Annotated in this window: 22 protein-coding genes; 10 read left to right on the top strand and 12 right to left on the bottom strand. The window is 67.8% G+C overall.

Annotated elements, in window-relative coordinates; translation table 11 throughout:
• Nucleotides 1-78: 78 nt before the first annotated feature.
• Both ACR4XW_RS05055 and ACR4XW_RS05060 read left to right on the top strand, forming a co-directional pair.
• Entirely contained in the window at nt 79-576 is a 498-nt protein-coding gene (locus ACR4XW_RS05055; protein WP_434759448.1) for a heme-binding beta-barrel domain-containing protein, read from the top strand.
• Between the two features lie 51 nt (nt 577-627).
• Nucleotides 628-2901 (top strand): DEAD/DEAH box helicase, encoded by a 2274-nt coding sequence (locus ACR4XW_RS05060; RefSeq protein WP_434759449.1) that lies wholly within the window; start codon nt 628-630, stop codon nt 2899-2901.
• 8 nt (nt 2902-2909) lie between these two features.
• On the opposite strand, the gene ACR4XW_RS05065 is transcribed toward ACR4XW_RS05060, so the two are convergent.
• Genes ACR4XW_RS05065 through ACR4XW_RS05075 form a run of 3 tightly spaced genes read right to left on the bottom strand, consistent with a single transcriptional unit; the run spans nt 2910 to nt 3855 of the window.
• Complete coding sequence (locus ACR4XW_RS05065) at nt 2910-3290, bottom strand: Rv3654c family TadE-like protein (protein WP_434759450.1); 381 nt, start codon at nt 3288-3290, stop codon at nt 2910-2912.
• The gene (locus ACR4XW_RS05070) at nt 3287-3613 is read right to left on the bottom strand and encodes a TadE family type IV pilus minor pilin (protein ID WP_434759451.1); all 327 of its coding nucleotides are present in this window, start codon (nt 3611-3613) and stop codon (nt 3287-3289) included. Before ACR4XW_RS05070 ends, ACR4XW_RS05065 begins: the two co-directional genes overlap by 4 nt.
• 44 nt (nt 3614-3657) lie before the next feature.
• Nucleotides 3658-3855 (bottom strand): DUF4244 domain-containing protein, encoded by a 198-nt coding sequence (locus ACR4XW_RS05075; RefSeq protein ID WP_434759452.1) that lies wholly within the window; start codon nt 3853-3855, stop codon nt 3658-3660.
• A gap of 209 nt (nt 3856-4064) precedes the next feature.
• Between ACR4XW_RS05075 and ACR4XW_RS05080 the strand changes: the two genes are divergently transcribed.
• The 3 genes from ACR4XW_RS05080 to ACR4XW_RS05090 all read left to right on the top strand — a co-directional run bounded on the left by ACR4XW_RS05080 (nt 4065) and on the right by ACR4XW_RS05090 (nt 8509).
• Nucleotides 4065-6428 (top strand): ATP-binding cassette domain-containing protein, encoded by a 2364-nt coding sequence (locus ACR4XW_RS05080; RefSeq protein WP_434759453.1) that lies wholly within the window; start codon nt 4065-4067, stop codon nt 6426-6428.
• A 105-nt stretch (nt 6429-6533) separates the two neighbouring features.
• Nucleotides 6534-8162 (top strand): ABC transporter substrate-binding protein, encoded by a 1629-nt coding sequence (locus ACR4XW_RS05085; RefSeq protein ID WP_434759454.1) that lies wholly within the window; start codon nt 6534-6536, stop codon nt 8160-8162.
• A gap of 167 nt (nt 8163-8329) precedes the next feature.
• Nucleotides 8330-8509: a hypothetical protein gene (locus ACR4XW_RS05090; RefSeq protein ID WP_434759455.1), complete on the top strand. Its 180-nt coding sequence runs from the start codon at nt 8330-8332 to the stop codon at nt 8507-8509.
• A 19-nt stretch (nt 8510-8528) separates the two neighbouring features.
• Here the strand turns inward: ACR4XW_RS05090 and ACR4XW_RS05095 are convergent, their stop codons facing one another.
• The 7 genes from ACR4XW_RS05095 to ACR4XW_RS05125 form a co-directional block, all read right to left on the bottom strand.
• Complete coding sequence (locus ACR4XW_RS05095; protein WP_434759456.1) at nt 8529-9203, bottom strand: response regulator; 675 nt, start codon at nt 9201-9203, stop codon at nt 8529-8531.
• On the bottom strand, nt 9203-11176 hold the full coding sequence (locus ACR4XW_RS05100) for a sensor histidine kinase (RefSeq protein WP_434759457.1): 1974 nt from the start codon (nt 11174-11176) through the stop codon (nt 9203-9205). Before ACR4XW_RS05100 ends, ACR4XW_RS05095 begins: the two co-directional genes overlap by 1 nt.
• 179 nt (nt 11177-11355) lie before the next feature.
• A complete protein-coding gene (locus ACR4XW_RS05105; RefSeq protein WP_434759458.1) occupies nt 11356-12090 on the bottom strand; it encodes a type II secretion system F family protein in 735 nt (244 codons plus the stop codon).
• The gene (locus ACR4XW_RS05110) at nt 12087-12869 is read right to left on the bottom strand and encodes a type II secretion system F family protein (RefSeq protein WP_434759459.1); all 783 of its coding nucleotides are present in this window, start codon (nt 12867-12869) and stop codon (nt 12087-12089) included. Before ACR4XW_RS05110 ends, ACR4XW_RS05105 begins: the two co-directional genes overlap by 4 nt.
• Complete coding sequence (locus ACR4XW_RS05115) at nt 12866-13996, bottom strand: TadA family conjugal transfer-associated ATPase (protein ID WP_434759460.1); 1131 nt, start codon at nt 13994-13996, stop codon at nt 12866-12868. Before ACR4XW_RS05115 ends, ACR4XW_RS05110 begins: the two co-directional genes overlap by 4 nt.
• Nucleotides 13993-15030 carry a septum site-determining protein Ssd gene (gene ssd / locus ACR4XW_RS05120; RefSeq protein ID WP_434759461.1) on the bottom strand — a complete coding sequence of 346 codons (1038 nt, stop codon included), beginning with the start codon at nt 15028-15030 and terminating at the stop codon, nt 13993-13995. Before ssd ends, ACR4XW_RS05115 begins: the two co-directional genes overlap by 4 nt.
• Nucleotides 15031-15460: 430 nt before the next feature.
• Nucleotides 15461-16228 carry a Fic family protein gene (locus ACR4XW_RS05125; protein WP_434759462.1) on the bottom strand — a complete coding sequence of 256 codons (768 nt, stop codon included), beginning with the start codon at nt 16226-16228 and terminating at the stop codon, nt 15461-15463.
• Between the two features lie 18 nt (nt 16229-16246).
• Here ACR4XW_RS05125 and ACR4XW_RS05130 point away from each other — a divergent pair, with 18 nt between their 5' ends.
• Nucleotides 16247-16999, top strand: a complete 753-nt coding sequence (locus ACR4XW_RS05130) for a class I SAM-dependent methyltransferase (protein ID WP_434759463.1) — start codon at nt 16247-16249, stop codon at nt 16997-16999.
• Nucleotides 17000-17001: 2 nt separating this feature from the next.
• Here ACR4XW_RS05130 and ACR4XW_RS05135 read toward each other — a convergent pair whose 3' ends face one another.
• Nucleotides 17002-20202 carry an efflux RND transporter permease subunit gene (locus ACR4XW_RS05135; RefSeq protein WP_434759464.1) on the bottom strand — a complete coding sequence of 1067 codons (3201 nt, stop codon included), beginning with the start codon at nt 20200-20202 and terminating at the stop codon, nt 17002-17004.
• 164 nt (nt 20203-20366) lie between these two features.
• On the opposite strand from ACR4XW_RS05135, the gene acs reads away from it, so the two are divergent.
• The 4 genes from acs (at nt 20367) to ACR4XW_RS05155 (ending at nt 26297) form a co-directional block, all read left to right on the top strand.
• Nucleotides 20367-22304: an acetate--CoA ligase gene (gene acs / locus ACR4XW_RS05140; protein WP_434759465.1), complete on the top strand. Its 1938-nt coding sequence runs from the start codon at nt 20367-20369 to the stop codon at nt 22302-22304.
• 166 nt (nt 22305-22470) lie between these two features.
• The gene (gene nhaA, locus ACR4XW_RS05145; RefSeq protein ID WP_434759466.1) at nt 22471-23700 is read left to right on the top strand and encodes a Na+/H+ antiporter NhaA; all 1230 of its coding nucleotides are present in this window, start codon (nt 22471-22473) and stop codon (nt 23698-23700) included.
• A 66-nt stretch (nt 23701-23766) separates the two neighbouring features.
• On the top strand, nt 23767-25464 hold the full coding sequence (gene casI / locus ACR4XW_RS05150) for a steroid-22-oyl-CoA synthetase (RefSeq protein ID WP_434759467.1): 1698 nt from the start codon (nt 23767-23769) through the stop codon (nt 25462-25464).
• 17 nt (nt 25465-25481) lie between these two features.
• On the top strand, nt 25482-26297 hold the full coding sequence (locus ACR4XW_RS05155; protein WP_434759903.1) for an SDR family NAD(P)-dependent oxidoreductase: 816 nt from the start codon (nt 25482-25484) through the stop codon (nt 26295-26297).
• Nucleotides 26298-26300: 3 nt separating this feature from the next.
• On the opposite strand, the gene ACR4XW_RS05160 is transcribed toward ACR4XW_RS05155, so the two are convergent.
• A complete protein-coding gene (locus tag ACR4XW_RS05160) occupies nt 26301-26726 on the bottom strand; it encodes a nuclear transport factor 2 family protein (protein WP_434759468.1) in 426 nt (141 codons plus the stop codon).
• Nucleotides 26727-26734 lie beyond the last annotated feature (8 nt).

Below are 26734 nucleotides of genomic sequence, written 5' to 3' on the forward strand. Positions count from 1 at the left end.
TTGCGAACCTTGTTCGCTGGTCGGGATTCTAATGGCCCCGGAGACAAGCGGGGCGGCTGTCCTTTCTACGATTCATCCATGGACGTTCATCCCGCTCTGAGTGTTTTGGCCGGCCTGATAGGCACTTGGGAGGGTGATGGATCGGGCAGTTACCCCACCATTGACGACTTCACCTATCGCGAACGGGTGACCTTCACCACCGACGGTCGGCCCTTCATCACGTACCGGCAGACAACGACCAGCCCGGACGGCAAACCGATGCACCACGAAACCGGTTACCTGCGCGGGGTGGGCGAGAACGACATCGAATGGGTGATCGTGCAACCGTCCGGTGTGGTCGAGGTGTCCCCCGGCGACGTTCGGGTCAACCCCAACGAGATCCAGGTGCACTCGACGAGCACGATGGTGGGCCTGACCCCGACCGCCAAACACGTCGAAGCCGTGCAGCGCTGTTTCATCCTCAACGAGGAGGCGGACTGTTTGTCCTACGACCTGGCGATGGCCGCGGTGGGTGAGGAGATGACCCACCATCTGTCCGCCGCCCTGCACCGGGTGACCGACGACGACACCGAGTGACCGGACGGCCGCACGCGTCGTCGTGTCGGTGCGGCATGGCACAGTGACGCCATGGCAGCTTTCGACTTCGCCGACCCACGGGTTCGGCACCACCGTTCGCTGCCCGCCCGGGACGGGACAACCGGCTCCTGGCCGGATTGGTTGCCCACCCCCGTGGTCGATGCCTGGCGGGCCCGGGGCATCGAGACCCCCTGGCAACACCAGACGCAGTTCGCCGAGGCCGCCCATGCCGGCTGGCACACCGTCGCCGCAACAGGAACGGCCTCGGGCAAGACCCTCGCCTACCTGATGCCGGTACTGGCCGCCACCTACGGCGGCCCCGAGGCCACCGGCCCGACCGGCAGCGGCACCCTGCGCGACCACGTCGTCCAGCCCACCCGGCCGCACACCGCCCTGTATCTGTCCCCCACCAAAGCGCTGGCCCACGACCAGTTGCAGACCTGTCGCGGGCTCGGCCTGCCCGACTGGCAGGTGGCCGCGGTGGACGGGGATTCGGAGCCGGCCGAACGTGATTGGGCGCGCAAGCACGCCGCCTACGTGCTGACCAACCCCGACCTGCTGCACCATTCGATCCTGCCGAACCATCAGCGCTGGGCAGGTTTTCTGCGCACTCTGCGCTACCTGGTGATCGACGAGTGTCATCGCTACCGGGGCATGTTCGGTGCGCATGTGGCGATGGTGGTGCGCCGGTTGCGTCGATTGTGCGCGAGCTACGGCGCCGACCCGGTGGTGCTGTGCTCCTCGGCCACCGTGCTCGCCCCCGATGAGGTGGTGGGACGGTTGATCGGGGCCGAGGCCGACGAGGTGGTTGCGGTCAGCGACGATTCCGCACCCCGGGCCGCTCGCGACATCGTGCTGTGGCAACCCACCGGTCACCACGACGAGGAGACCGCTGATCTGTTGGCCGATCAGGTCAATGCCGGACGCCAGACGATCGCCTTCGTGGCGTCGCGGACGATGTCCGAGGTGGTCGCGGTGCGGGCTCGCCGCAAGTGCACCGACCTGATCGAGTCGTACCGCGGCGGATACCTGGCCCACGACCGACGGGAGATCGAAGCCGGCCTGCAGTCCGGTGCGATTCGCGGGGTGTCGACCACCAACGCCCTGGAACTGGGCGTCGACATCGCCGGGATGGACACCGTGCTGATCTCCGGTTACCCCGGCACCCGGGCCGCGCTGTGGCAGCAGGCCGGACGGGCCGGCCGCAGTGGGCAGCGCGCCCTGGTGGTGCTGGTGGCCCGCAACGACCCCCTGGATGCCTATCTGCTCGACCACCCCGAGGTGCTGCTGGACGAACCGGTCGAGGCGGCCGTGCTGTTTCCGGAGAACCGGTATGTCCTGGGCCCCCACCTGGCCGCGGCGGCGCAGGAGTTGTCGCTGACCCACGAGGACGAGATGTGGTTCGGCCCGACCATGACCGAGGTCGCCGACGAGTTGGTCGCCCAGGGTGTCCTGCGGCGCCGCCGACAGGGCTGGTTCTGGACCCTGCCGCAACGCCCGCACGACGCGATCGACATCCGGGCCGTCGGCGGCCGGTCGGTGGAGGTGATCGAGGCCGACACCGGGCAGGTGCTGGGCCATGTCGACCCAGCGATGGCCCACCGCAGCGTCCACCCCGGCGCGGTACATCTGCACCAAGGGGAGACCTGGCTGGTTGACGAGCTCGACCTGACCAACGCCACCGCCCTGGTACACCGCGAGGACGTCCGCTTCTACACCCAGCCGATGTCGGCCTCGGAGATCAACGTGATCTGCGAGGAACACACCCGCCCGGCCGGACGCAGCCGGGTGCACCTCGGCGAGGTCGACCTGATCGGCCAGGTCACCGGTTACCTGCGCCGCGACGAGCGCACCGGCAAGGTGTGGGACCAGACCCCGGTGGATCTGCCCAGCACCACGCTGCGCACCCGCGCGGTGTGGTGGACCGTACCCGAACCGTTGCTGCGCGAAGCCGGCCTGACCCGCAAGCAGTTGCCCGGAGCCGCGCACGCCGCCGAACACACCGCCATCAGCCTGTTGCCATTGTTCGCTCCCTGTGATCGATGGGATATCGGAGGGGTGTCCACCGCGCTGCACCCGCAGACCGGCGAGCTGACGATCTTCGTCCACGACGGACACCCCGGCGGATCCGGCTTCGCCGAACTGGGTTGGCAGCGCGCCGAACAGTGGTGGCAGGCCACCCGGCAACGCCTGGAGAACTGCCCCTGCACCGACGGCTGCCCCGGGTGTGTGGTCTCCCCCAAGTGCGGGTCGGGCAACCAACCCCTGGACAAGGCCGCCGCCGCCCGCCTGATGGCGGTGCTGCTGGAGGGTGGCGGAAGCTGACCGGCAACTCATGGCGGGGCCTCGTCCACGCGTCCGGCATGTGCCCGGGCGCGCACGGCACGCGGCAGCCCACCGACCCGGGTGTTGACCGGCACCTCGACGGTGACGCTGACCGCGAACTCAGCCGGCTCGGCCACCACCTCACAATCGATCAACCGCACCTCGTTGCGGCTCGCCACCTGCTCGGCGATCCGGCAGGCGGCGCCACCCCTGCTGTGCTCCACCGCCGCTGACACGGCGGTCAGGTCGGCGCCGGCCCTGGCCCGGTGCACCGCCTCCAAGTAGACCCCGATGATGGCCGCTCCCACTGCGGCCGCGGCCAACAGAGCGATCACGGTCACCATCAACAAGGTGGCCGAGCCACGCTCGGTCGGTTCATGGGCGCTCATTCGGCCACCACCCACGCATCGGCATGCAAGGTCAGGCCGCCCACCGGCAAGGTCTGCCGCGCCTCCGCACGGACATGCACCTGCCCGTCGTCGGCGTTGATCGTCACCTTCGCACCATCGGGGGCACCGCGACGAGCACGTTCGACCGCGACGGTGTCACCCCGGGCGGCCTGTCGGGCGGTCTCGGAGGCCAGATCACCGAGCCGCATCTGCAACACGACCAGTTGCCACACCCCCGCCAACAGCACCAGCGCGACCGTGGCGGCCAGCGTCGCCACGGCCAGTTCGACGGTCACCATGCCGCGTTCGTTGCTGAGGGCCACCGCAGGGTGGGGCCGCCGACGCGACCCCACCCCGGCTCGGCGGCTCAGCCCCCGAATCCGGTGACCTGCTTGATGATCCACAAGATCAACTCCCAGATCATCTTCTGCAGCTCGGGATCGGTGAAGATCTTGAGCAGTACACCGGCCAGGGAAACCGTGGCGACAGTGCCGACGGCGTACTCGGCGGTGGTCATGCCGCGTTCGTCCTTGACCGGACGAACCAGCGATCGAGAAAGGGACATGTCATCTCCTGGGGGTAGTGGCGCAACCCGTGTGGTTTCGCCTCTCACCTCTCACAGTGGGCAGTTGCCGCCCGAACTTCCCTCGGTCGAGCGCGACTGTGGATGACACTTCGAGTCGAAATTCTGCCTGTGGAAAACGTCGTCCGGGCGTATGCTCACCGTCCACGGGTGCCGGATTGCCGGCGACCCACTTCGGATGGAGTACCCAGATGCCCGACCACACCGAACACCCCGCCGACAGCCATGACCTGATCACGGTGCGCGGGGCCCGGGTGAACAACCTGAAGAACCTCGATGTCGATATCACCAAGCGCCGGCTGACCGTGTTCACCGGGGTTTCGGGATCGGGCAAGAGCTCCCTGGTCTTCGACACCGTCGCCGCCGAATCGCAGCGCCTGATCAATGAGACCTACTCCGCCTTCGTCCAAGGGTTCATGCCCACCGTCGATCGTCCCGACGTCGACCGTCTCGAGGGGCTCACCACCGCCATCGTGGTCGGCCAGGAACGGATCGCGCCGAACGTCCGCTCCACCGTCGGCACGGTGACCGATGCGAATGCCCTGCTGCGCATCCTGTTCAGCAAGCTCGCCGACCCACACATCGGTTCACCCCAGGCGTATTCGTTCAATGTGCCCTCGGTCTCCGGCGCGGGCGCGGTCACCGTCGACAAGGGCGCCGGACGGACCAAGGTGCGCAAGAGTTTCACCGTGGTGGGTGGCATGTGCCCCCGCTGCGAGGGCACCGGCAACGTCAAAGAACTTGATCTGGACGAGCTGTACGACTCGTCCAAATCGCTCAACGAAGGCCCGTTCAAGGTGCCCGGTTACACGATGGACGGCTGGTACGGCCGAATCTTCATCGGATCGGGTTTCTTCGACCCCGACAAACCGATCGCGAAATACACCAAGAAGGAACTGGGCCACCTGCTGCACCAGGAGCCCACCAAGATCAAGGTCGACGGTATCAACCTCACCTACGAGGGCCTGATCCCGAAGATCACCAAGTCGATGCTGAGCAAGGATCCCGAGGCGATGCAGCCGCATGTGCGGGCCTTCGTGGAGCGAGCGGTGACCTTTCAAGCCTGCCCCGACTGCGGCGGCACCCGCTTGGCCCAACACGCCTTGGAGTCGAGAATCGCCGGCCGCAACATCGCCGAACTGTGCGCCATGCAGGTCTCCGACCTTGCCGGCTGGGTGCGCGACCTGGCGGAGCCCTCGGCCGCGCCACTGCTCGCCGGGCTGCAGGATCTGCTGGATTCCTTCGTCGACATCGGGTTGGGCTACCTCAGCCTGGACCGTCCGTCCGGGTCACTGTCGGGTGGTGAGGCGCAGCGGCTGAAGATGATCCGTCACCTGGGTTCGTCGCTGACCGATGTGACCTATGTCTTCGACGAGCCCACGATCGGGCTGCACCCCCACGACATCCAGCGGATGAACGACCTGCTGCTGCAACTGCGCGACAAGGGCAACACCGTGCTGGTGGTGGAACACAAACCCGAGGTGATCGAGGTTGCCGATCAGGTGATCGACCTCGGCCCACGAGCCGGGAGCTTCGGCGGTGAGCTGATTTACCAGGGTGACGTGGCCGGGCTGCGCACGAGCGACTCGATCACCGGCCGGCATCTCGACGACCGCGCCCGTCTCAAGGACGACGTGCGCACCGCCACGGGAGCGATCGAGGTGCGCGGGGCCGATACCCACAACCTGACCGGGGTGGACGTCGACATTCCGCTGGGTGTGCTGGTGGTGGTGACCGGGGTCGCGGGGTCGGGCAAGAGTTCGCTGATCAACGGTTCGGTATCCCCGCTGGACGGAGTGGTCACCATCGACCAGAGCGCCATCAGGGGGTCGCGGCGGAGCAACCCGGCCACCTACACCGGACTGCTGGATCCGATCCGGAAGGCCTTCGCCAAGGCGAACGGTGTGAAACCGGCCCTGTTCAGCGCCAACTCCGAGGGTGCCTGCCCGGTGTGCAACGGCAACGGGATGATCTACACCGAACTCGGGTTCATGGAGACCGTGGCCAGCACCTGCCAGGAGTGCGAGGGCAAACGCTTCCAGGCCGAGGTGTTGCAGTACCCGCTCGGCGGCAAGGACATCGCCGAGGTGCTGGCGATGCCGGTGGCCGAGGCCTCGGAGTTCTTCGCCGACGGCGCGGCCAAGGTGCCGGCGGCACACAAGATTCTGACCCGGATGGCCGATGTCGGGCTCGGTTACATCACCCTGGGACAACCCCTGACCACGCTGTCGGGCGGTGAGCGGCAACGCCTGAAACTGGCCAACCAGATGGGCGACAAGGGCGAGATCTATGTGCTGGACGAACCCACCTCGGGCCTGCATCTGGCCGATGTCGAGCAGTTACTGGGCCTGTTGGACCGACTCGTCGATTCCGGCAAGTCGGTGATCGTGATCGAACACCACCAAGCCGTGATGGCCCACGCCGACTGGATCATCGATCTGGGCCCGGGAGCCGGTCATGACGGTGGCCGGGTGGTCTTCGAGGGCACCCCGTCCGACTTGGTGGCGGCCGGGTCGACCCTGACCGGTAGGCACCTCGCGGCTTACCTCGGCTGAGGGGAGGAAAACGCGCGGGCACGCTCCCACTCTTCGGAAGGTCTTTCTGGTGCAGAGAAAAGGGATGCTTGCATTTCGAGCACACAGACTCGATGCGAGGTGCCCATGTTCTCAACACGTTTCGCGCGCGGAGCGGCGGTCATTGCTGCCGTAGCGCTCACTCTCTCCGCCTGCGCCCGCGGCCAGGAAGGGGGCGACGATACCGACTCGGACCAGACCGCCGACAACCCGGTGCAGGCCGGGTTCTTTCCGCAGGACGGCGACCCCGGTGAACCGGTGAAGGGTGGCACCCTGACCTACGCCGATCTGGTCGAGGGGCGTTCGCTCGACCCGACGAAGGTGATTCCGACCGGCTCGTCGGGCGGCACCCAGTTGGTGGCGATCTACGACCAGTTGGTGCGCTACGACGCCGCCAGCGGTGAATACCAGCCCCGAATGGCCGAGAACGTCGAACCCAACGACGACTACACCGAGTGGACGATCACTCTGCGGGAAAACGTCAAGTTCTCCGACGGCACCCCGGTGGACGCCGACGCGGTCATCGGCTCGATGAACCACTACATGCAGAGCAAGGCCTTCGACGTATCCACCATCGGGCCGCTGTGGAACGGCGTCGAGAAGGTCGACGAGCGCACGGTGGTGGTGAAACTCAAGAAGCCGTGGGCGGTCTTCTGGTCCACCCTGGCGCGCGGCATCGGCTTCATCATGGCACCGGCCGCCATCGCCAGCGACGAGCAGAACTTCAAGCCGATCGGTGCCGGGGCCTTCACCTTGGAGGAGTACTCCCCGGGTGAGCAGTTGGTGCTGAAGGCCAACCCGAACCACTGGGACGGCGCCCCGTACCTCGACAAGGTGCGTTTCGTCTGGCTGGGTGCGGACCGAACCAAGTTCGAGGCCTACGAGAGCGGTGATGTACACGCCACCCACGTCAACGACGCGGTCTTGATCGACGAGCTGGCAACCAAGGACCTGCCGCGATTCACTTCGGTGCAGAACAACGGCGCGGTCATCATGATCAATCAGGCCGACGGCAACCCGGGCAAGTACCTACAGGTGCGCAAGGCCTTCGCCCACGCAATCGACCCGAAGGTGATCGCCGACCGCTCACTGCAGGGCAAGGGCTACTACGGCAAGACCATGTTCGCGCCGATCTCCAAGTGGTACGACGACGGCGTCGAGGTGAACGACTACGACCCCGAGGAAGCCAAGCGGCTACTCGAGGAGGCCAAGGCCGAGGGCTACGACGGCAAGGTCACCCTGTCGGCCACCACGGGCAGCCCGGAACGGGAACAGACCTTCCTGACCCTCAAGGCGCAGTTGGAGGCGGTCGGTTTCGAGGTCGAGACCGATCTGGTGCGCAACCTGGCCGATTGGGTCAGCCGCATCTACGTCGAGCGCAAGTACTCGGTGGCCAGCGTTGGTCTGGGTCTGGTCGACAATGACCCCTTCCAGAACCTGTACAGCGCCTACACCACCAACGGTTCCAGCAATGTCACCAACGCCTCCGATCCGGAGATGGACAAGCTGGTCGACGAACTCCGCGCCATTCCGCTGGACGATGAAGAGGCGATGAAGGAGCAACTGCGCAAGATCGAAAACCGCGTCCAGGAACAAGCGCCGATCATCACCTTCCGGTACACCACCCCGACGATCCTGTGGGGCGAGAACGTGCACGGCCTGGTCGGCCTGAACGAGGTGATGGTCGACTTCGGCAAGGCCTGGATCAAGAAGTAACACCGACGTCACCGCATACCGTGTGACTTCTTGTTCACCTCTCGAACAAGAAGTCACACGGTATCTGTGTTCATTCGCCCGCTCACCGGCACAGGACCGCTCCCGCTCGGCCCGCGCTGCTTGGATGTGTCGCACATCACATGCGCGACATCCGATCGAGGTAGTCCATGAGAGTTCCCAAACCCCTCCACATCATCGGAGCAACCCTGGCCGCGGTTCTCGCCCTCGCATCCTGTGGCGGCAACGGCGACAGCACCCCCACCATCTTCTGGGCGGACAACGTCCACGGGGTCGTCGGCCTCAACGAGATGATGGTGGATGTCGGCAAGGCCTGGATCAAGAAGTAACGCCGACCGCCTCGCTCCATCAGGGTTCTTCCTCGGCGAGCAGACCGTGCTGCAGGGCGAAGATCACCGCCTGCACCCGATCTCGCAGGCCGAGTTTGGTCAGCAGGCGGGTGACATAGGTCTTCACGGTGCCTTCGCTCAGGAACAACGCCTTGGCAATCTCGGCATTCGACTTGCCGCGGGCCAGTTCAGTGAACACCTGGAACTCGCGCTCGGTCAACAACTTGAACTCCGGCGGAGGGTCCGGGGCGGGTTTGGCCCGGCCCAGGTAGGAGTCGACCAGCCGGTCCTGCACCGCTCGGGAGAACACTCGTTCGCCCTTGTGGGCGGCACGGATCGCCGACAACATCTGCTCGGCGGACGCGGTCTTCAACAGATAACCCGCCGCCCCGGAGCGCAGGGCACGTTCGATGCTCTCCTCCACATTGAAGGTGGTCAGCATGATCACCGAGCACTTCGGCGCGACCGCACGCACCGCAGCGAGCCCGGCCAGCCCATCGGTGCCCGGCATGGAAACGTCCATCAGCACGACATCGGCGGAGCGTCGTTCGGCCAGTTGGGCGGCCTCGCGACCATCGACGGCTTCCCCGACGACTTCCATGTCGGGTTGCACCTCGATGATCGAGCGCAGCCCGGCACGTACCAGGTTGTGGTCATCGGCCACCACAACTCGGATCGGGGATTCCTGGTTCATTACACAGCCTCCAACGGTCGGCCCGGGCCGGGACCCAATAGGACGGTTTCCGGAACCGCTTCCTCCTCCGGCACCGGCTGCTCCACGTCCTCCGGCACCGGCTGTTCCTCATCGTGCAGCGGCTCCTCGACCGGGTCGGCGACTGCCTCATTCGGCCATTCGGCCCACAACTCGAAACCACGGATCCGAGGTTCGGCGCGGAAGGCTCCGCCCCGTTCGGCCACTCGGCTGGCCAATCCACGCAGCCCGGTGCCCAGCCCCGGCAGCGGCTTCGCCGGCATCTCCGGGTCGCGCGCCGGCCCGGTATCGACGATCCGCACCCGGCATCGTCCTTCGTTGGAACCGGTTTCGACCATCACCCGGGCGCCGGGGGCGTAGCGGACGGTGTTGGTGAGAGCCTCCCGAACGATCTGGAAGACCAGGGGATCGGCGCAATCACCCATCCGGCGGTGCAGGATGTTCAAACCCATCTCCTTGGCGCCTTCGATCAATCCGGCGACGTCCTCGGCCGATCGGGACGCGACCGCGGCGCCGGCACCCCAATCCCTGGCGATGGCGGTGATCTCGGACAGGGTGGCTTCGCCCGCCGTCAGCGCTGCCGCCAAGTGTCGGTCGGCAAGTTCCTGATCGGTGGCGACCTGGGCGGCTTGCACCTGCATCGTCATCGCGGTGATCCCGTGGCTCACCCCGTCATGGATGTCGCGAGCCAAGCGGTGACGTTCGTCCCGGTCGACGTGCAGGGCGGCGGTGGCGATCTCCGCCGTGCGCCGGGCGGCGGCCAACAACGCCTCCTGCAGCCGGTCGTCCTTCTCCCGCCAGGCTCTGGCCGCCAGAACGCTCAGGCCGACACTGACCAGCGCGAACCCCATCCCCTCTTTGCCGAAGCGGGTGCCCATCACGAACACCCCGGAGAAGGCGGCCAGGAATGCGATCAGTCCCTGTCTGCTGTGGTGACCGATCGTGACCCAGACCACGACGGCCAGGCAGCCCTCGATCGGCAGCAGCGCCCAGTGATTGAACTCGGGCCCCAACGCGGCGATCGTGAAAGCTGCTCCCACTGCCACGCCCGCAGGCACCACGTGCTTGCCGGCGACATAGGCACCGACGGGAACAACGACGGCCAACAGCACCAGCCGCCACTGCCAGCCGGCCGCCAGGTAGGTCACCAGCACACAGACGAAGGCAGCGGCCGCAGTGATCAGGGTGGCTTGGGTCGACCAGCGAGCGACGGACGGGTGCGCGGTCATGCCGGTTCTGAGAGTGGGCGGATCGGACACTGCTGCGGCCTTGGCCCCGAGCAGGTTCAGGATGCGGTGAAGTTCCTGGATCGCGGCCTCGGCCTCATCGCGCACCCGGCTCAGCCCCGGCACATCGCCGGTGCGCTGGACCCGGCGGATCACCCCGCACATCCGTTTCACCGAGGCCCGCATCACCCGCAATGATTGCTGTGCGGCGGTGCGCCGACTCTCCCGTGCGGTGTTGTCCATCACCCCGGCGAGATCAATACCGGCCAACCTGGCGGCCCGGTCGGCGGCGACATCGGCCTCGCGTGCGCGATGCCGAACCACGCGGCCGAACAGCAGGGGTACCGAGTACACCGTGCCCGTGACGAGCAGGGCATACCAGGGAGCCTCGGGCCGTACCGAGGCGCACGCCGCGGTACCGAGTACCAGCAGTGCGCCGGGCATCCACAGGGATTGGCGACGACCCAGCCAGAAGAGAATGAACACTTGGGGCAACAGCAGTTCGATCTCACCGAAGATGGTGCCCGACAGCGCACACAACACACAGGCGGTCAACATCAGTGCCGCACCGAGCAACGGCAGGAAGGCCTGCAGCACCACGGCAAGAACGCCGAGCACGAACACCACCCATGCCCACGGCTGACCCATGGGCAGGTACGCAAACAGCCAAGCGCCCGTGGCGGCCGCGGCCACCATCGGGCTCCGCAGCCAGCCGGCACCCTGCTTCATGCAGCAATCTTAGTGTGACCGACGTCTCTTATCGACCGATCGAGACGGCCACACAACCAAGGATGACGGACGAATCACCCAAAGGTTGGCGGTCGGGTCACCGGCAGGGCTGCGTGGCGCATCATCGTGTGACTTCTTGTCCGAGGGGTGCGCAGGATGTCACACGATGATGCGAGTACTCAGCCGAGCAGCCGCAGCACCGCCGATCCGACGATCGGCACGATGCCGAGCAGCATGAACGCCGGTAGATAACAGAGCATCAACGGCCACACACTGCGCACACCGACGGTGCGAGCTCGCTCCAGTTCGTCGGCGTGCTGGGCTTGCCGGGCTTCCTCGGCCGCCTGGTGCAAGGTGTCGACCAAGCCGGTGCCGGAAGCCACTGAGCGCGCCAGGTCGCGGGCCACTCCACGCCACCGAGATGTCTCGGCGAGCTGCAACCAGGCCTCCCGATCGGGTACGCCGAGGTCGAGTCGTCGCAACACCCCGGCCAGATCGTCGTGCACCGGGCCATCGGTAATGTCACGCACCGCAGCCGCCGCGGCCCGCAGGGGCAACCCGGCGGCCAGGCAGGTCGCCAACAGATCCAGCGCGGCCGGTAGGTCCTCGGCACGTCGGCGATCGTGTCGGCGCTGGGCTGCCGAGGGAACCCGGCGACCCAACCGCTCACCGGCAATCGCGCCCGGCACCAGCAACACCGGCAGGGCCCACAACCAACCGCCCGGCAGCAGCAACCACCCGACCACCAGAGTCACCACTCCCCCACTCACTGCCCAGCGCAGCGACCCGGTCGGCGACGTTCCCACTGCTGCTGCCACCGGTTTGCGGTGTATCCGCCGCAGGGAGGCGGCGGGTAGAGCACACCACACCGACACCCCGATGGCCGTCATCGCCACCACCAGCCAGCCGTTCATCGTTGCCCCCCGAGCCAGTCGCTCCACAACAGCCCGGCGCAGGTCAGCCCGACCCCGCCGACCAGGCAGACCAGGCCGTAGGAGGAGTTGATCAGGAAGTCGATCGGGTTACCGCCCAGCACGTAGCCGATCACGATGCCGGCCACCGGCAACAGGCCGAGCACCTGACCGGTGGCGCGGGGCGCGGCCAGTTCACCGGCCGTGGTGCGGGCCACCCGTTGGTCGGCGCGCAGACCGGCCGCCACCACGTCGAGGGTCGGGCCGAGGGCGGCCCCGGTACGCGCCGACACCTCCCAGGCACGGGCCAGTTGCACCATCCCCGCCTGACCGGGCAGAGCCGCGGCCTGCCGCAGACTGTCTGCCACCGAGCCACCGACCCGATGAGCTGAGGCGGCCCGGGCGAAGGGTGGGTGGTCCTCGGCCACGGTCAGCAGGGCTTCCACCGGTGGCCGCCCCGCCCGCACCTCCCGGGCCAACAGCGCACAGCCCTCGGCCACCCCAACCCGGTGCTCACGTTGCTGTAGCCGGGCACGATACCGGCCCCACAGGATCCACGCCGTGGCGGTCACCAGGGCACCGAGCCCGACCAGGACCGCGATCCGGATTCCGCCGACCACCGCGGCGACGAGCACCGCGAGCACCACGGCAGGCACGATCGCCCGGCTCGTCCGGGACACCGCTTCGACAGCCGGCGGCCGGACGCTCAGGCGGGTGATCGGTCGCCGGGGGTCGAAGGCCGCCCAGACCGCCAAGCCGGTGGCCAGCACCGCGAGGATCATCGCAACTTCCCTTCCAACAACCCGGCGCCGGGGCCGGGGCGGGCCACCGGATCGAACACCACCGCCGGCAGCACCTCGATCAATCCGGCGTCTGTGCGGGTGATCACCCCGATCTCGGCCACTCGGCGCAAGCCGTCGCGTCCCCGGGTCAGATGGATCACCACATCCAGCGCGGCGGCCACCTGGGCATGGGTGGCCATCCGGTCGAGCCCACCCAGAGCGGCCAGTGCTTCCAGCCGGGCCGGCAGATCACCGGCGGAGTTGGCGTGCACGGTGCCGCAACCACCCTCGTGTCCGGTGTTCAGGGCGGTGAGCAGGTCGCACAACTCGGCCCCACGCACCTCGCCGAGCACCACCCGGTCGGGCCGCATCCGCAGGGCCTGACGCACCAGCGCGGTCAGGGTGATCGCCCCGGCACCCTCGGCATTGGCCGGCCGCCCCTCCAGGCGGACACAGTGCGGGTGGTCGGGGTTCAACTCCCGGGAGTCCTCGACCACCACCACCCGCTCGTCGGGTGGGATCTCGGCCAGCAACGCGGCGAGCATGGTGGTCTTCCCGGTGCCGGTTCCACCGGAGACCAAATAGGCAAGCCGCTGCCGGACGATGGTGCGCAATAGCTCGGCACCGGCCTGCTCGAGCGAGCCGTGGCGCACCCAGTCGTCCAGGGTCATTCGCCGACGCGCCGGGATGCGCAGTGACAGGCAGGTGCCCGGTGCGGCCACCCCGGCCAACACCGCATGCACCCGGGTGCCGTCGGCCAGCCGGGCGTCCACGAAGGGGTGGGCGTCGTCGAGCGGACGGCCGACCTGGTTGGCCATCCGCACCGCCAGTCGGCGCAGGTCTTCCTCATCGGCGAAGCGCAACTCGGTGCGTTCCGGGCCGTGCCCACGGTCGACCCAGACCTCCTCGGCCCCGTTCACCAGCACATCGCTCACCCGCGGATCGGCCAGGAGCGGATCGAGCAGCCCGGCCCCCTGGGAATCGCGCCGCAGCTCGGCCATCAGCACTCGTACGCCCCGATCGGTCACCACCAGTCCCGAGCGACGCATCGCCTCGGCCACATCGGTGGCGGTCGGGGGCCGGCCCAGTTCGGCCAGGTGTGGCCGCACCACCGTCAGTTCGCTCATGGCAGCACCCGCTGCATCACGTCGAGACAGCCTCGGCGCCAGCGGCGACCGGCGGCCCGATCCGGTGGCCCGCCACGCCTGCCGGCGGCGACCACACCCCGGTCGTGCGGCACGGTCGCCCACACCGGCACCCCCACCGTGGCGCTCACCTCCTGAGCCCCGATACCCGAGCCCTTTGCAGTACGCAGCACCACTCCGTCCACCGGTAACCGGTCATCGCGCAGTCGGCGGATGCCGTGGTCGGTGGCCGCGATCGCCCGGACGTCGGCGGTGGTGCTGAGCAGGACGATGTCGGCATGGCGCAGCGCATCGCGGGCCATCGCACCACGGCCCCGTCCGGCGTCGATCACCACCAACTCGTGGTCCTGCCGGCCGGCGGCCAGTACCGCGGCGACGGCTTCGGCGGGCGGTTCTCCGGCTTCGCCGGAGCGGTCGAAGGACAGTAGGTCGACCTCGTCCAGCCGTGGCAGTTGGCCGCGCAGGGTGCCGAGGTGGCCACGGGCGTGGGCCAGGTCCGGCCAACGCCAGCCGGGTTCGGCCTCGAGCCCGAGTACCAGATCGAGTCCGCCACCGCCGGTGTCGGCATCCACCAACAGGGCCGGACGACGGCTGAGCAGAGCCAGTCCGGCAGCCAGGGTCGAGGTGCCGGTGCCGCCGGCCGCACCGACCAGTGCCACCACCGGGGTATCACTGTCGGCACCGCCGAGCACCGCGGTGATCAGATGGTCGGCCGATTCGGGGATCACCGCCACCGCCGCCCCCAGCAGCATCGACCAGCGGGCCAGTTCACCGGCGTCGGTACCGACCAGGTGCACGCGCTCGCGCGCGGGCAGGCCGAGCCGCACGGTGCCGGCGGCGCAGTCGGCGCCGATGAACACGGCACCGGCGCTCGACCACGCGGGCATCAGTTCGGCAGGGTCGGTGATCGGGTCGATGTGCTCCCCGGCCGCTGCGGCGGCGGCCAGCACGGCGTCGAGCACCGATTCGTCACGGGTGCACACCAGGATGGGTGAACGGTGGGTGAGGGCGGTCATATCCCTTACGGTGGGCGCCGCATCGGCCGACTTCCCCGACCGGGGTCAACCTGTGGACAAGCAGGCTCCGGAAGCCTGTGGATAACCCTCATTCGAAAGTTGCCCAGATGAGTCAGACATTACCGGAATGACGCGGGTTTTCCCAGCCAAAACGGGGTTACGAGGGTGTGGAATATTTCACTCGCCCAAGGTCTTGGCTTCGCCCGGTTTTGGGGCAACAATGATTACACGGTGAACGACCGAGAGGTCCGAAACCGGAGCACAACAGCCAGGCACCCACGCAGCGACCCACCGTCGTACAGGATTAGTTGGATCCGGGACCGCCCGAGACCAACACTAGATTTGCGCATGATCACCTGAGCTGAAGTGCGATGCGGCACCCGCCCATTGGCGGGTGCCGTGTCAATTCCCGACCTTTGCGGTTCTCGGCTCAGTCGGTGTTCGCACTCCCGTTCTTCGGCCCCCGCGGCGCTCCCTGCTGTTTGCGCACCGGAATCTCGGCCAGCGGAGACACCTCGGCCCCGTAGCTCACCGCCCGAACACAGTGCAGGATCCACTCCCGCACCCCGACCGGACCGCCGTTCGCATATTCCTCCAGCGCGTGGGTGTACTCCGCCCCGGCCGCCCGATGTCCGGCAGCGGCCACCACCACCGCCCGCGGATCGATACCGGCTTCGATCAACACCAAGTGCTCCACCAGCCTGGCCACGATCCCGTCCCCGGCACCGAAGGGCCGGACGGTGGCGATCTCGGCGTGCGCGATGGCCGCGACCACCAGGGCTGAGGCCTCGGTCGGAGTGGTCAGCAGAGCGTGCAGCCCCACCATCCGCTCCCCGACCCCCGGGTCGTTGCGCTGTCTGCCCAGGCCGTCCTCGGGCAGGTAGCCGCGGGCGACCAGGGCATGCACCCGGGCGATCACCTGGCCGGGTTCCTTGCGGATCAGCGGCGCCAGCTCCAGCACCTGGGTGGCGGCCCGAACCGCGCCGGCCTCCCAACTCGTGCCATCGGGGGCGGGTTCGTCACGGTCGGCGATCTCGGCACTGGCGCGGGCCCCGGCGTGCAGCGCCTTGGCCGACTGCTCGGCGGGCACGGTGCGCATCCCCCGGTCACGCAAGAGGGTGTCCACCGCATCCAAACCCGACCGGACGGCCGACGGCACGCCCTCGATTCGGCCCAAAACCGCTGCAGGATCCGTCATACCGGCTAAGTTTGCCGCATGGCAGCACGACCGGTGACCACGACAACCTTTCGGCCCGAGGTGGTCGACTGGTTGGTGCCGCACAACCGGTCACTGGTACTCGATCTCGGGTCGGGCACGGGCAGCTTCGCCAGGGTGTTGCACGCCCGCGGAGACCACGTTTTCGGGCTGGACGCCAACCCCGGCCGGATCACCCGCCTGGCCGCCCGGATCCCCACCGGACGCCACGTCGCCGGACACGCCGAATCCCTGCCCTTCGCCACCCGAAGCTTCGAAACGGTTACCGCGATCAGCACCTTGCACCTGTTCGCCCCCGGCCTGCTGTTCAGCGAGGTCGCCCGAGTGCTGAAGCCCGGTGGTCATTTCGCGGTGTCCTACACCGTCCGCGACGACACCGTGCCGTGGGTGAAACGCTTCGCGAGCCTGGTGCGCTCGCTGGACGACACCGCGATGCGCGGCGATTTCGGCCAGGACTCGGTGCGTAGCCTGCGCGAGAGCCAGTACTTCTCCGACGTCACCGAGCGGGGTTTTCGCACCTGGGTGGAGGTCACCCGCGAGCAGTTGATCGCGATGGTGGTTTCCCGTCCCGCAATCGGTGGCACCGAACGCGAGGCCGAGGCGATCGAAGCCGTCGGCGCGGTGTACGACGAGGTGGCCAGGCCCCCCGAACCGCTGCAACTGCCCTATCGCACGATTTGTTGGCGGGCTCAGGTCGACCCGGCTCAGCAACCCGCACCCGAGGACAGCGAGGTGCTGCACTTTCGGCTCTAGGGCTACCCCTCGATGGCCCGGCGCGGCTTCACCTCGAGACCGGCCACCGCCGGCTCCGGTTCGCCGGGGATCGCCTCGTCGAAGCGCACGTCGTCGCGCTTGCCGCGCTGGATCAACAGGTACAGCACCGGCACCAGAATCAGGGTCAGGAAGGTCGACGACAGCAGACCACCGATCACCACCACTGCGAGCGGTTTGGAGATGAACACCCCGCCACCGGTGAGGCCCAGCCCCATCGGCAGCAGCGCGCAGATCGTTGCCACCGAGGTCATCAGAATCGGACGGAGCCGCTGCCGGGCACCGTTCAGCACCGCGTCGCGGGGGCTTTGACCCTGATCGCGGTACTGGTTCACCAGGTCGATCAGCACGATCGCATTGGTCACCACCACCCCGACCAGCATCAACAAACCGATCAGGGCCGGCACCCCCAGGGGCGTGTCGGTGATCAGCAGCGCCGCGGCCGACCCGATGCCGGCGAAGGGAATCGACACCAGCAGAATCAGCGGCTGCACCAGTGATTTGAAGGTCGCGACCATCACCACGTACACGATCGCGACCGCCACCAGCAGCGCCAACCCCAACTGCGAGAAGGCGTCGGATTGTTCGGCCGAGACCCCGCCGACCCGCACGTCCACTCCTTCGGGCAGGGACACCTCGGCCAGCTTCTCCTCCACCCGCTGGGTGACCGCCCCCAGGTTGGCCTCGGTCGGGGTGAGCGACACGGTGGCCGAACGCTGGCCGTCGTTGCGGCCCAGCGAGGTCGGCACCAGCACTTCCTTGATGGAGGCGATATCGCCCAGCCGGACGGTCACCGGTTCGGCGGGTTGCTGGGGCTGTCCGGGCTGACCCTGGCCCGCCGGGACCTGGCCGGGTGTCGCCTCGGCCGGCATCCCGGCAAGTTCGATGTCGCCCAGTTCGGCCACCGACTTGGGCGAATCACCCACCTGCAGCACCACGTCGTAGGTGGCTGCCCCCGATTCGATGGTGTTCACCTGCTGCGGGGCGAGCAGACCCCGCACCGTGCCGGCCACCGATTCCGGAGCGACACCCCGGTCAGCAGCCTTGGTGCGGTCGATCACGATCTCGACCGTGGGCCGATCGGCCGACAGAGAGCTGGTCACGTCCGCGGTGCCCTCGACCTCGCGCATCGCCGCAGTGACCGTTTCGCTGGCCTCGGCGAGCCGTTCGCTGTCGGGGGCGTCGACGATCACGTCGATGGTGTTCGAGCCGAACTCACTACCGGCCACCACCGTCAGTTCACCGGCATCGGTGATCGATTCGATCCGTTCGCGCACCTGGGCGGTGACCGCGGTCGCGTCGGCCTCGGGGTCGATCGTGACCGCAAAGGAGGCGCTGTCGGCCGAGGAGCCGGCGAACACGTCCAGGCCCCCGGCGCTGCCGACGGTGGTCTGCACGGTTTCCACCCCGTCGACCTTGAGCAACGCGTCCTCAACCGGACGGGCCAACTCGTCCTGCTTGGCCAACGACAGGCCCGGGGTGAACTGTTGCTGCACCCGCAGGGTGTTCTGCCCGGTGTCGCCCAGGAAGGTGGTGTCGAGCCGGGTGGCCAGCGCCCCGGTGGTGCCGAGCAACAGCACACCGATCAGCAACACCGCGATCTTGTGGTTCAGCGCCCAGCCCAGGGTTGGCACGTAGAGCCGTTGCAGCCACGAGCGACGTTCCTCGGCCTCGGCCCGGGCCTGCACCTCGGCCCGGTCGACCTCGCCGGTGGGCCGGGGCAGGAACCAGTAGGCCAGCACCGGGACGATCGTCAGCGCCACCAGCAGCGAGGCCATCAGGGCCAGGGTCGTGGTCATCGCGAAGGGACGGAACAACTCGCCCACCTGCCCACCGACCAGCCCCAGGGGCAGGAATACCGCCACGGTGGTGATCGTCGCCGAGGTGATCGCGGTGGCGACCTCCTGCACCCCGGTGAGCACCGCCCGATGCTTCGCGGTGCCGTACGACAGATGCCGTTTGATGTTCTCGATCACCACGATCGAGTCGTCGACCACCCGACCGATCGCGATCGTCAGCGCACCCAGGGTGAGGATGTTCAGGGTGTAGCCGAAAACCTGCATGCCGATCAGCGCGGCCAGCACCGAGGTGGGAATCGAGACCGCGGTGACCAGGGTGGAGCGCACCGACAACAGAAACACCAGGATCACGATCACCGCCATGATCAGACCCAGGCCACCTTCGCGCAGCAGGTCGTCGATCGACTGGATGATGAACGGGGCCTGGTCGAACACGGTGGTGAACTCGGCTCCCTGACCGAGTTCCCCGGCCAGGGTGGGCAGCAGCGCCTTGACCTCCTTGCTGATCTGCACCGTGTTGCCGTCGGGGGTTTTGGTGATCGCCAGGGTCAGCGAGGGTTCACCGTTGGTGCGCGACAGCGACGAGGCGGCCTCGTTCTTGCGGGTGACCTCGGCGACCTCGTCCAGCCGGATGGTCTTGCCGTCGGGCGTGGCGATCCGCAGCGCTGCGACGTCATCGGCCGACCCGAAGCGTTGCCCGACCGTGACCGCGAGCTTCTTCTCACCCTCGGTCAGCTCACCGGCCGAGACCCGCTGCCCGGCAGCCCCCAGGGCCTGCTGGACGGCGTCGAGCCCGATCCCGTTCTCCGCCAGGGCCTCGTGGTCGACATCGACCAGCACCTGCGGGACGGGTGCCCCGGTGAGGCTGACCGCCCGCACCCCGTCGATCTTCTCCAGGTCGTTCATCACCAGGGCATCCACCCGGGCGGCCAGGTTGCCCCGATCGGTGTCGTCCGAGACCGCCACCTGCAGCACCGGCAGGTCGTCCACACTGCCGGTGAAGACCTGCACGTCGGCCTCGTCGGGCAACAGGCCCTCGATCCGGTCGACGGCGGCCTTCACATCCTGTTGGGCCACCGACATATTCGTGCCGTAGGTCATTTCGACCACCACCGTCGCCGACCCGGTGGACGAGGTGGAGTTGGTCGATTCCAGCCCCTGCAGCGATCCGACCGCCTGCTCGATCGGCACCGTGACCCGCTCCTCGACCACCGCCGGGGAGGCGCCCGGGTAGCTGACGAAAACCACGGCCACCGGAATCGAGATCGACGGGATCAATTCCTGCTTCAGGCTGCGCGCGGTGATCACCCCGAAGATCATCACGAAGATCGTGATCAATGCGATCAACGCTCGGTTCGTCATGCTCAAACTGGCGATGCGTTTCATGGGTGAAAACCGTCCGGAGTATGGGCACCGAGGTGCGATGTCTGTGTGGGTTCAGGATCGGCGACCCCACCCGGCCCATTCTCACCCGGATCGGAGGAACTTCCCCATTCGGGTAATAGTGTGGTAGCCCTCACAGGTTATTCAACTCTCAGGAGGCTGGGGCAATGAGCGAAGAGGCGACGAACACCCGGGACGAGAAGGCCTTCCCCCCTCCTCCCGAATTGGCTGCTCACGCCAACGTCACCGCCGCGGACCGGGAGGCGGCCGCAGCAGATCCGGAAGCCTTCTGGGCCGCGCAGGCCGACCGGATCAGCTGGGGTGACAAGCCCACCCAGACCCTCGACTGGTCGAACGCCCCCTTCGCCACGTGGTACGCCGACGGCACCCTCAACGCCGCCTACAACTGCGCCGATCGTCATGTCGAGAACGGCAACGGCGACAAGGTCGCCTACTACTTCGAGGGTGAGCCCGGCGACACCCGCACCATCACCTACGCCGAGTTGACCGAATCGGTCTGCCGGGCCGCGAACGCGCTCGAGTCGCTGGGTGTCAAGGCCGGTGACCGGGTCGCGGTGTACATGCCGATGATCCCCGAGGCCGTGGTGGCGATGCTGGCCTGCGTCCGGATCGGCGCCATTCACACCGTGATCTTCGGCGGCTTCTCGGCCGAGGCGATCGCCACCCGGGTGCAGGACTGCGGGGTGACCGTGGTGATCACCGCCGACGGTGGCTACCGGCGCGGTGCCGCGGCCGCCCTCAAGCCCGCGGTGGACGAAGCCCTCACCCACTGCCCCGAGGTGCGCTCCACCATCGTGGTGCGCCGCACCGGCCAGGACACCCCGATGACCGAGGGCCGCGACCACTGGTGGCACGAACTGGTCGACGAGCAGCCGAGCACCCACGAATACCAGCTTTTCCCCGCCGAGCATCCGCTGTACGTGATGTACACCTCGGGGTCGACCGGCAAGCCCAAGGGCATCCTGCACACCACCGGTGGTTACCTGGTCGGCACCTCCTACACCCACTGGGGCATCTTCGACCTCAAGGACGACGACATCTGCTGGACCGCGGCCGACATCGGCTGGGTCACCGGTCACTCGTACCTGGTGTACGGCCCGCTGGCCAACGGCGCCACCCAGGTGATGTACGAGGGCACCCCCGACACCCCGCACAAGGGACGCTGGTGGGAGATCGTCGACAAGTACCGGGTCACGGTGCTCTACTGCGCCCCGACCGCGATCCGCACCTTCATGAAGTGGGGTCCGGCGGTGCCGGCGGAGTTCGAACTGTCCAGCCTGCGCATTCTCGGGTCGGTCGGTGAGCCGATCAACCCCGAGGCGTGGCTGTGGTACCGCGAGCACATCGGCCACAACCGCACCCCGGTGGTCGACACCTGGTGGCAGACCGAAACCGGCATGCACATGATGTCGCCGCTGCCCGGGGTCGACGAGACCAAGCCCGGCGCGGCGATGTACGCGGTGCCCGGGGTCTCGGTCGACGTGGTCAACGAGGACGGCCAGCCGGTCGAAAACGGCGAGAGCGGTCTGTTGGTGGTCACCAAGCCGTGGCCGGCGATGCTGCGCACCCTGTGGGGTGATGATCAGCGCTACATCGACACCTACTGGGCCCGCTACGCCGGCATCTACTTCGCCGGCGACGGCGCGAAGAAGGACGAGGACGGGCACTTCTGGGTGATGGGCCGGGTCGACGACGTGATGAACGTGTCGGGGCACCGGATGTCGACCGCCGAGATCGAATCGGCCCTGGTCTCCCACGATGCGGTGGCCGAGGCCGCCGTGGTCGGCGCCACCGACGAGACCACCGGACAGGCGATCGTGGCCTTCGTGATTCTGCGCGGTGGCCACGAAAAGGACGACGACATCGTCAACACCCTGCGCAATCACGTCGCCCACGAGATCTCGCCGATCGCCAAACCGCGCCAGGTGTTGGTGGTGGACGAACTACCCAAGACCCGTTCGGGCAAGATCATGCGCCGCCTGCTGCGCGACATGGCCGAGGGGCGCGAACTGGGTGACGTCACCACGTTGACCGACTCGTCGGTGATGCAGACGATCCAGAAGGATCTGGCCTCGGGCTCCTGACGGCTCGGCCCACGGTTTCCGTCGAGACGGCCCGGGTGCGGCGCTTCGCCCCGCCCGGGCCGTTGTCGTGCGCCCGGGTGGAGACGAGGCTGTACTATCTGTGCCCGGAGCGCCGGGAAGTCTGGTCGGCAAGCCCCATTCGCGCACCCAATTTTTCAGGAGTTTCGTGTCCGCCTCCAGATCACGCCGTCGCCGGATCGTGCTGTTCCCCCGTCCGGACCATCAGGACGCCATCGCGATCTCCGATGTGCTGCGGATGGAAACCTTCGGCGGCATCTTCATGCTGGCCGCCGCGGTGGCCGGCCTGGTCTGGGCGAATCTGCACACCGCCTCGTACCGCTCCGTCCAGCAGATCGGCATCGGCCCGCTGGACCTGCAGCATTGGGCGGCCGACGGCCTGCTGGCGATCTTCTTCTTCGTGGCCGGGATGGAGCTCAAACGTGAGCTGACCGCCGGCTCACTGCGTCGTCCGGCCCAGGCGATGGTGCCGATCGCCGCAGCCATCGGCGGCATGATCGTGCCCGCCCTGCTCTATCTGGCGATCAACCTGACGATGCCCGGCGGACGTGTCGAGGGGTGGGCCATTCCGATGGCCACCGATATCGCCTTCGCCTTGACCGTGCTGGCCCTGGCCGGGCCCCGCCTACCGGCCGGGCTGCGCGCCTTCCTGCTGACCCTGGCGATCGTCGACGACATCGGCGCGATCGCGGTGATCGCGGTGGTCTTCACCAGTTCCCTGGCCTGGCTCTGGCTGGGTGGGGCGCTGGCCTGTGCCGCGGCCTGGTACGTCCTGCAGCGGCTGCGCATCGACCTGTGGCCGATCTATGTGGTGCTGTTCCTGATCACCTGGTGGTGCATGTTCTCCTCCGGGGTGCACGCCACCATCACCGGTGTGCTGTTGGGTCTGTTGACCAGAACCTCCGCCGACGAATCGCTCGACCCGATCGACCGCTGGGAGCACTTCTGGCGCCCGATCTCGTCCAGCATCGCGGTACCGATCTTCGCGCTGATGTCGGCCGGTGTGGTGGTCACCGGACCCGCCCTGCAGCGCATCGTCACCGAACCGGTCGCGCTCGGTATCATCGCCGGCCTGCTGCTGGGCAAGGTGCTCGGCATCTCCGGGGCCGCTTGGCTGACCGCCCGGCTGACCAGTGCCACGCTGCCGGAGGGCTTGCGGTGGACCGATGTCTTCGCGGTGGCGATGTTGGGCGGTATCGGCTTCACCGTGGCCCTGCTGGTGGCCGAGCTGAGCTTCCCCGGTGAGGCCGAACTGCTCGATGCCGCCAAGGCCGCGGTGTTGCTCGGCTCGTTGCTGTCGGCCCTGATCGCCGCCCTGATGTTGCATCGCCGCCGACCCAGCCAGGTGCCGTCCTGGGAGGACGGCTCTCCCGAGTAGCGGGATAGCCCCGTTACAGCCTTCCCGCGGGTGGTTAGCGTGTGCCCGCGAGGAGGGCTGCCACCCATGACCGTTGAGACCGAAGATCCCCGCACGCCTCGTCCGGATGATTACCCGGACATCGCGACCGCTCTACTGGCCCGATTGGGCGACGACCACCCCGGTCTGCGCACCCGGGAGCAGACCTGGTCGTGGGACGAGGTGGTGCGCGAGTCGGCGGCTCGCGGGGCACTGGCCCAACAGATGCGGGCCGAGGGCCCCTTCCACATCGGCGTGCTGTTGGAGAACGTTCCCGATTTCGCCTTCTGGCTGGGCGGTGCCGCACTGGTCGGCGCCACCGTGGTCGGCATCAACCCCACCCGCGGCGATGCCGAACTCGCCGATGAGATCCGCTTCGTCGACTGCCAACTGATCATCACCGACACCGCCGGGATGGAACGTCTCGGCCGCCTCGATCACGGCCTGGGCCGCGACCGCTTCCTGCTGGTCGACGACCCGGGTTACCAGGCGCGGGTGGCCGAGTTGCGCGACAGCATCGAACCGGCGGTCGCCGACGGGGTCGGCCCGGAGTCGTTGTTGCTGTTGCTGTTCACCTCCGGCACCACCGGGCGTTCCAAGGCGGTGAAGTGCTCGCAGCGTCGGCTGGCCTGGCTGGGCCACTTCAACACCCGCAAGTACTTCCACACCCGCGATGATGTCGACTACTGCTGTATGCCGATGTTCCACGGCAATGCGCTGATGGCGCTGTGGGCCCCGGCCCTGGTGAACGGTGCGACCGTCGCACTGACCCCGAAGTTCTCGGCTTCGAAGTTCCTCGACGATGTGCGCTTCTTCGGGGCCACCTTCTTCACCTACGTCGGCAAGGCCCTGGGTTACCTGATGGCCACCCCCGAACGGCCCGACGACATCGACAACACCCTGGAGCGGGGTTTCGGTACCGAGGCCTCACCGAATGACAAGGCCGAGTTCATCCGCCGTTTCGGCGCCCAGTTGTACGAGGGCTACGGCTCCTCGGAGGGGGCCGGGTCGGTGCGCCTGGACCCCGATGCCCCCGCTGGAGCGCTGGGTCGGCCGGCCCATGCCGGCATCAAGATCGTCAACCCCGACAACTTCGAGGAACGTCCGCCGGCCATTCTGGACGAGCACGGCATCGTCCAGAACCCCGATGAGGCGATCGGCGAGATGATCAACATCGAGGGCGCCCGGGCCTTCGAGGGGTACTACAAGAACGACGAGGCGGACGCCGAACGGCTGCGCAACGGCTGGTACTGGACCGGCGACCTCGGCTACATCGACCAGGACGGGTTCATCTACTTCGCCGGACGCAAGGGCGACTGGATCCGGATCGATGGTGAGAACACCTCTGCGCTGATGATCGAGCACGTGCTGCGCCGCTACCCGGCCACCATCGCCTGTGGGGTCTTCGCGGTGCCCGACCAACGTTCGGGCGATCAGGCGATGGCCGCGATCGAGGTGGCCTCGTTGGCCGATTTCGACGTCGAGCATTTCGCGGCTTTCCTGCGGGAGCAGGCCGATCTGGGGGCCAAGGCCACCCCACGATTCGTCCGGGTGTCGGAGAACCTGCCGGTGACCGGCTCCAACAAGGTGCTGAAGCGAGACCTGCAGGCCGACAAGTGGCACACCGATGAGCCGGTCTACCGCTGGGTGGGCCGCGACGCGGTGAGCTACCACCCGATGACCGAGGAGGAGAAGGCCAAGCTGGACGCCGAGTTCATCCAGTACGGACGGGAGCGGTTCCTCTGAGCCGGCCGGTCGCGCTGATCACCGGCGCCAGCCGGGGTATCGGACGCGCCACCGCCGTCGAGTTCGCCAAGGCCGGCTTCGACGTGGCGATCACCGCCCGCACCGTGCGGGAGGGTGAGGGCTCGGTGAAGGCCCGCACCGGCTCCGAGGTGCTGCCGGTGGCGGGGTCGCTGGAATCGGCCAGGGCCGAAATTCTCGACCACGGCGCCCGGGTGGCGAGTATCCGGATGGATCTGCTGAACCTCGACGAGGTCGAGGCGGTGGCCGATCGGGTGATCGCCGAGTTGGGCCGGATCGACGTGTGCGTGAACAACGCCTATGCCCAGACCGAGGGCAATATGGACCGGTTGGCCGACATCAGTCTCGGCGACGCCGAGGCGATGTGGCGGGGGAACTTTCTGCATCAACTCGCCCTGACCCGCACGGTGATTCCGCACCTGGTGCGCCGGGGCGGCGGCACGTTCATCAACATCGTGTCCGGTTCGGCCTACGCCGACCCGCCGGCGGCCGCCGGAGCGGGTGGCTGGGGGCTGTCCTATGCCGCGTCCAAGGCCGCCTTCGGCAGGTTGGCCGGCGTGGTGAATGCCGAATACCGAACCCACGGGGTGCAGGCCTTCAATCTCGACCCGGGTTTCGTGATCACCGAATCCGGTCTCGCCCGGGGAGGTACCGACAAGGTGTCCGCCCACACCGCCACGAACTCCCCCACCGTGCCCGCCCGGGCTGCGGTATGGCTGGCGACCGCCCCGGAAGCGGCGCGTTTCCTGGGCCGACGGGTGCGGTCGGTGCGACTGATCGGGAGCTTGGACGCCGGCGAGACCCCGGAGCCCTGACGCTCAACTGCGCCGGGGCAACCGCACTTCCTGTCGCCACGACCAGTCGAGGTACACCTCCCGCCGCTCGATCAGCCACTCGTCCCCATCACCCACCAGCGTGTCGAGATAGCGCACCGCGAGCACCTCGTCGGTGGGCACGCCCCGGTGTTCGAAGATGTGATGGGCCTGGCAGTAGGTGAGGGTGGTGTTCCCGGTGGGTCGGGACTGGCCGAGGATCTCGTGCCGGGTCGCGATCAACCCGGCGACCCCGGCCAGCACCCCTTCGACGATGGCGTCCCGACCCTGCCACTGGGCGGGTTGCCCCGGACGGGCCATCGCGGGGTCGAGGACGAAGACCGCGTCGGGGGCGAAAACGCTGCCCAGGGCCTCGCCGTCGCGCTGATCGACGGCGTGGGCATAGCGAACCGCGAGGTGGCTGTCTGTCATGGCAGACA

It is taken from the genome of Pseudenemella bisphenolivorans, from assembly GCF_051133435.1.
In the GTDB taxonomy this organism is placed as follows: Bacteria; Actinomycetota; Actinomycetes; order Propionibacteriales; family Propionibacteriaceae; genus JAAYAO01.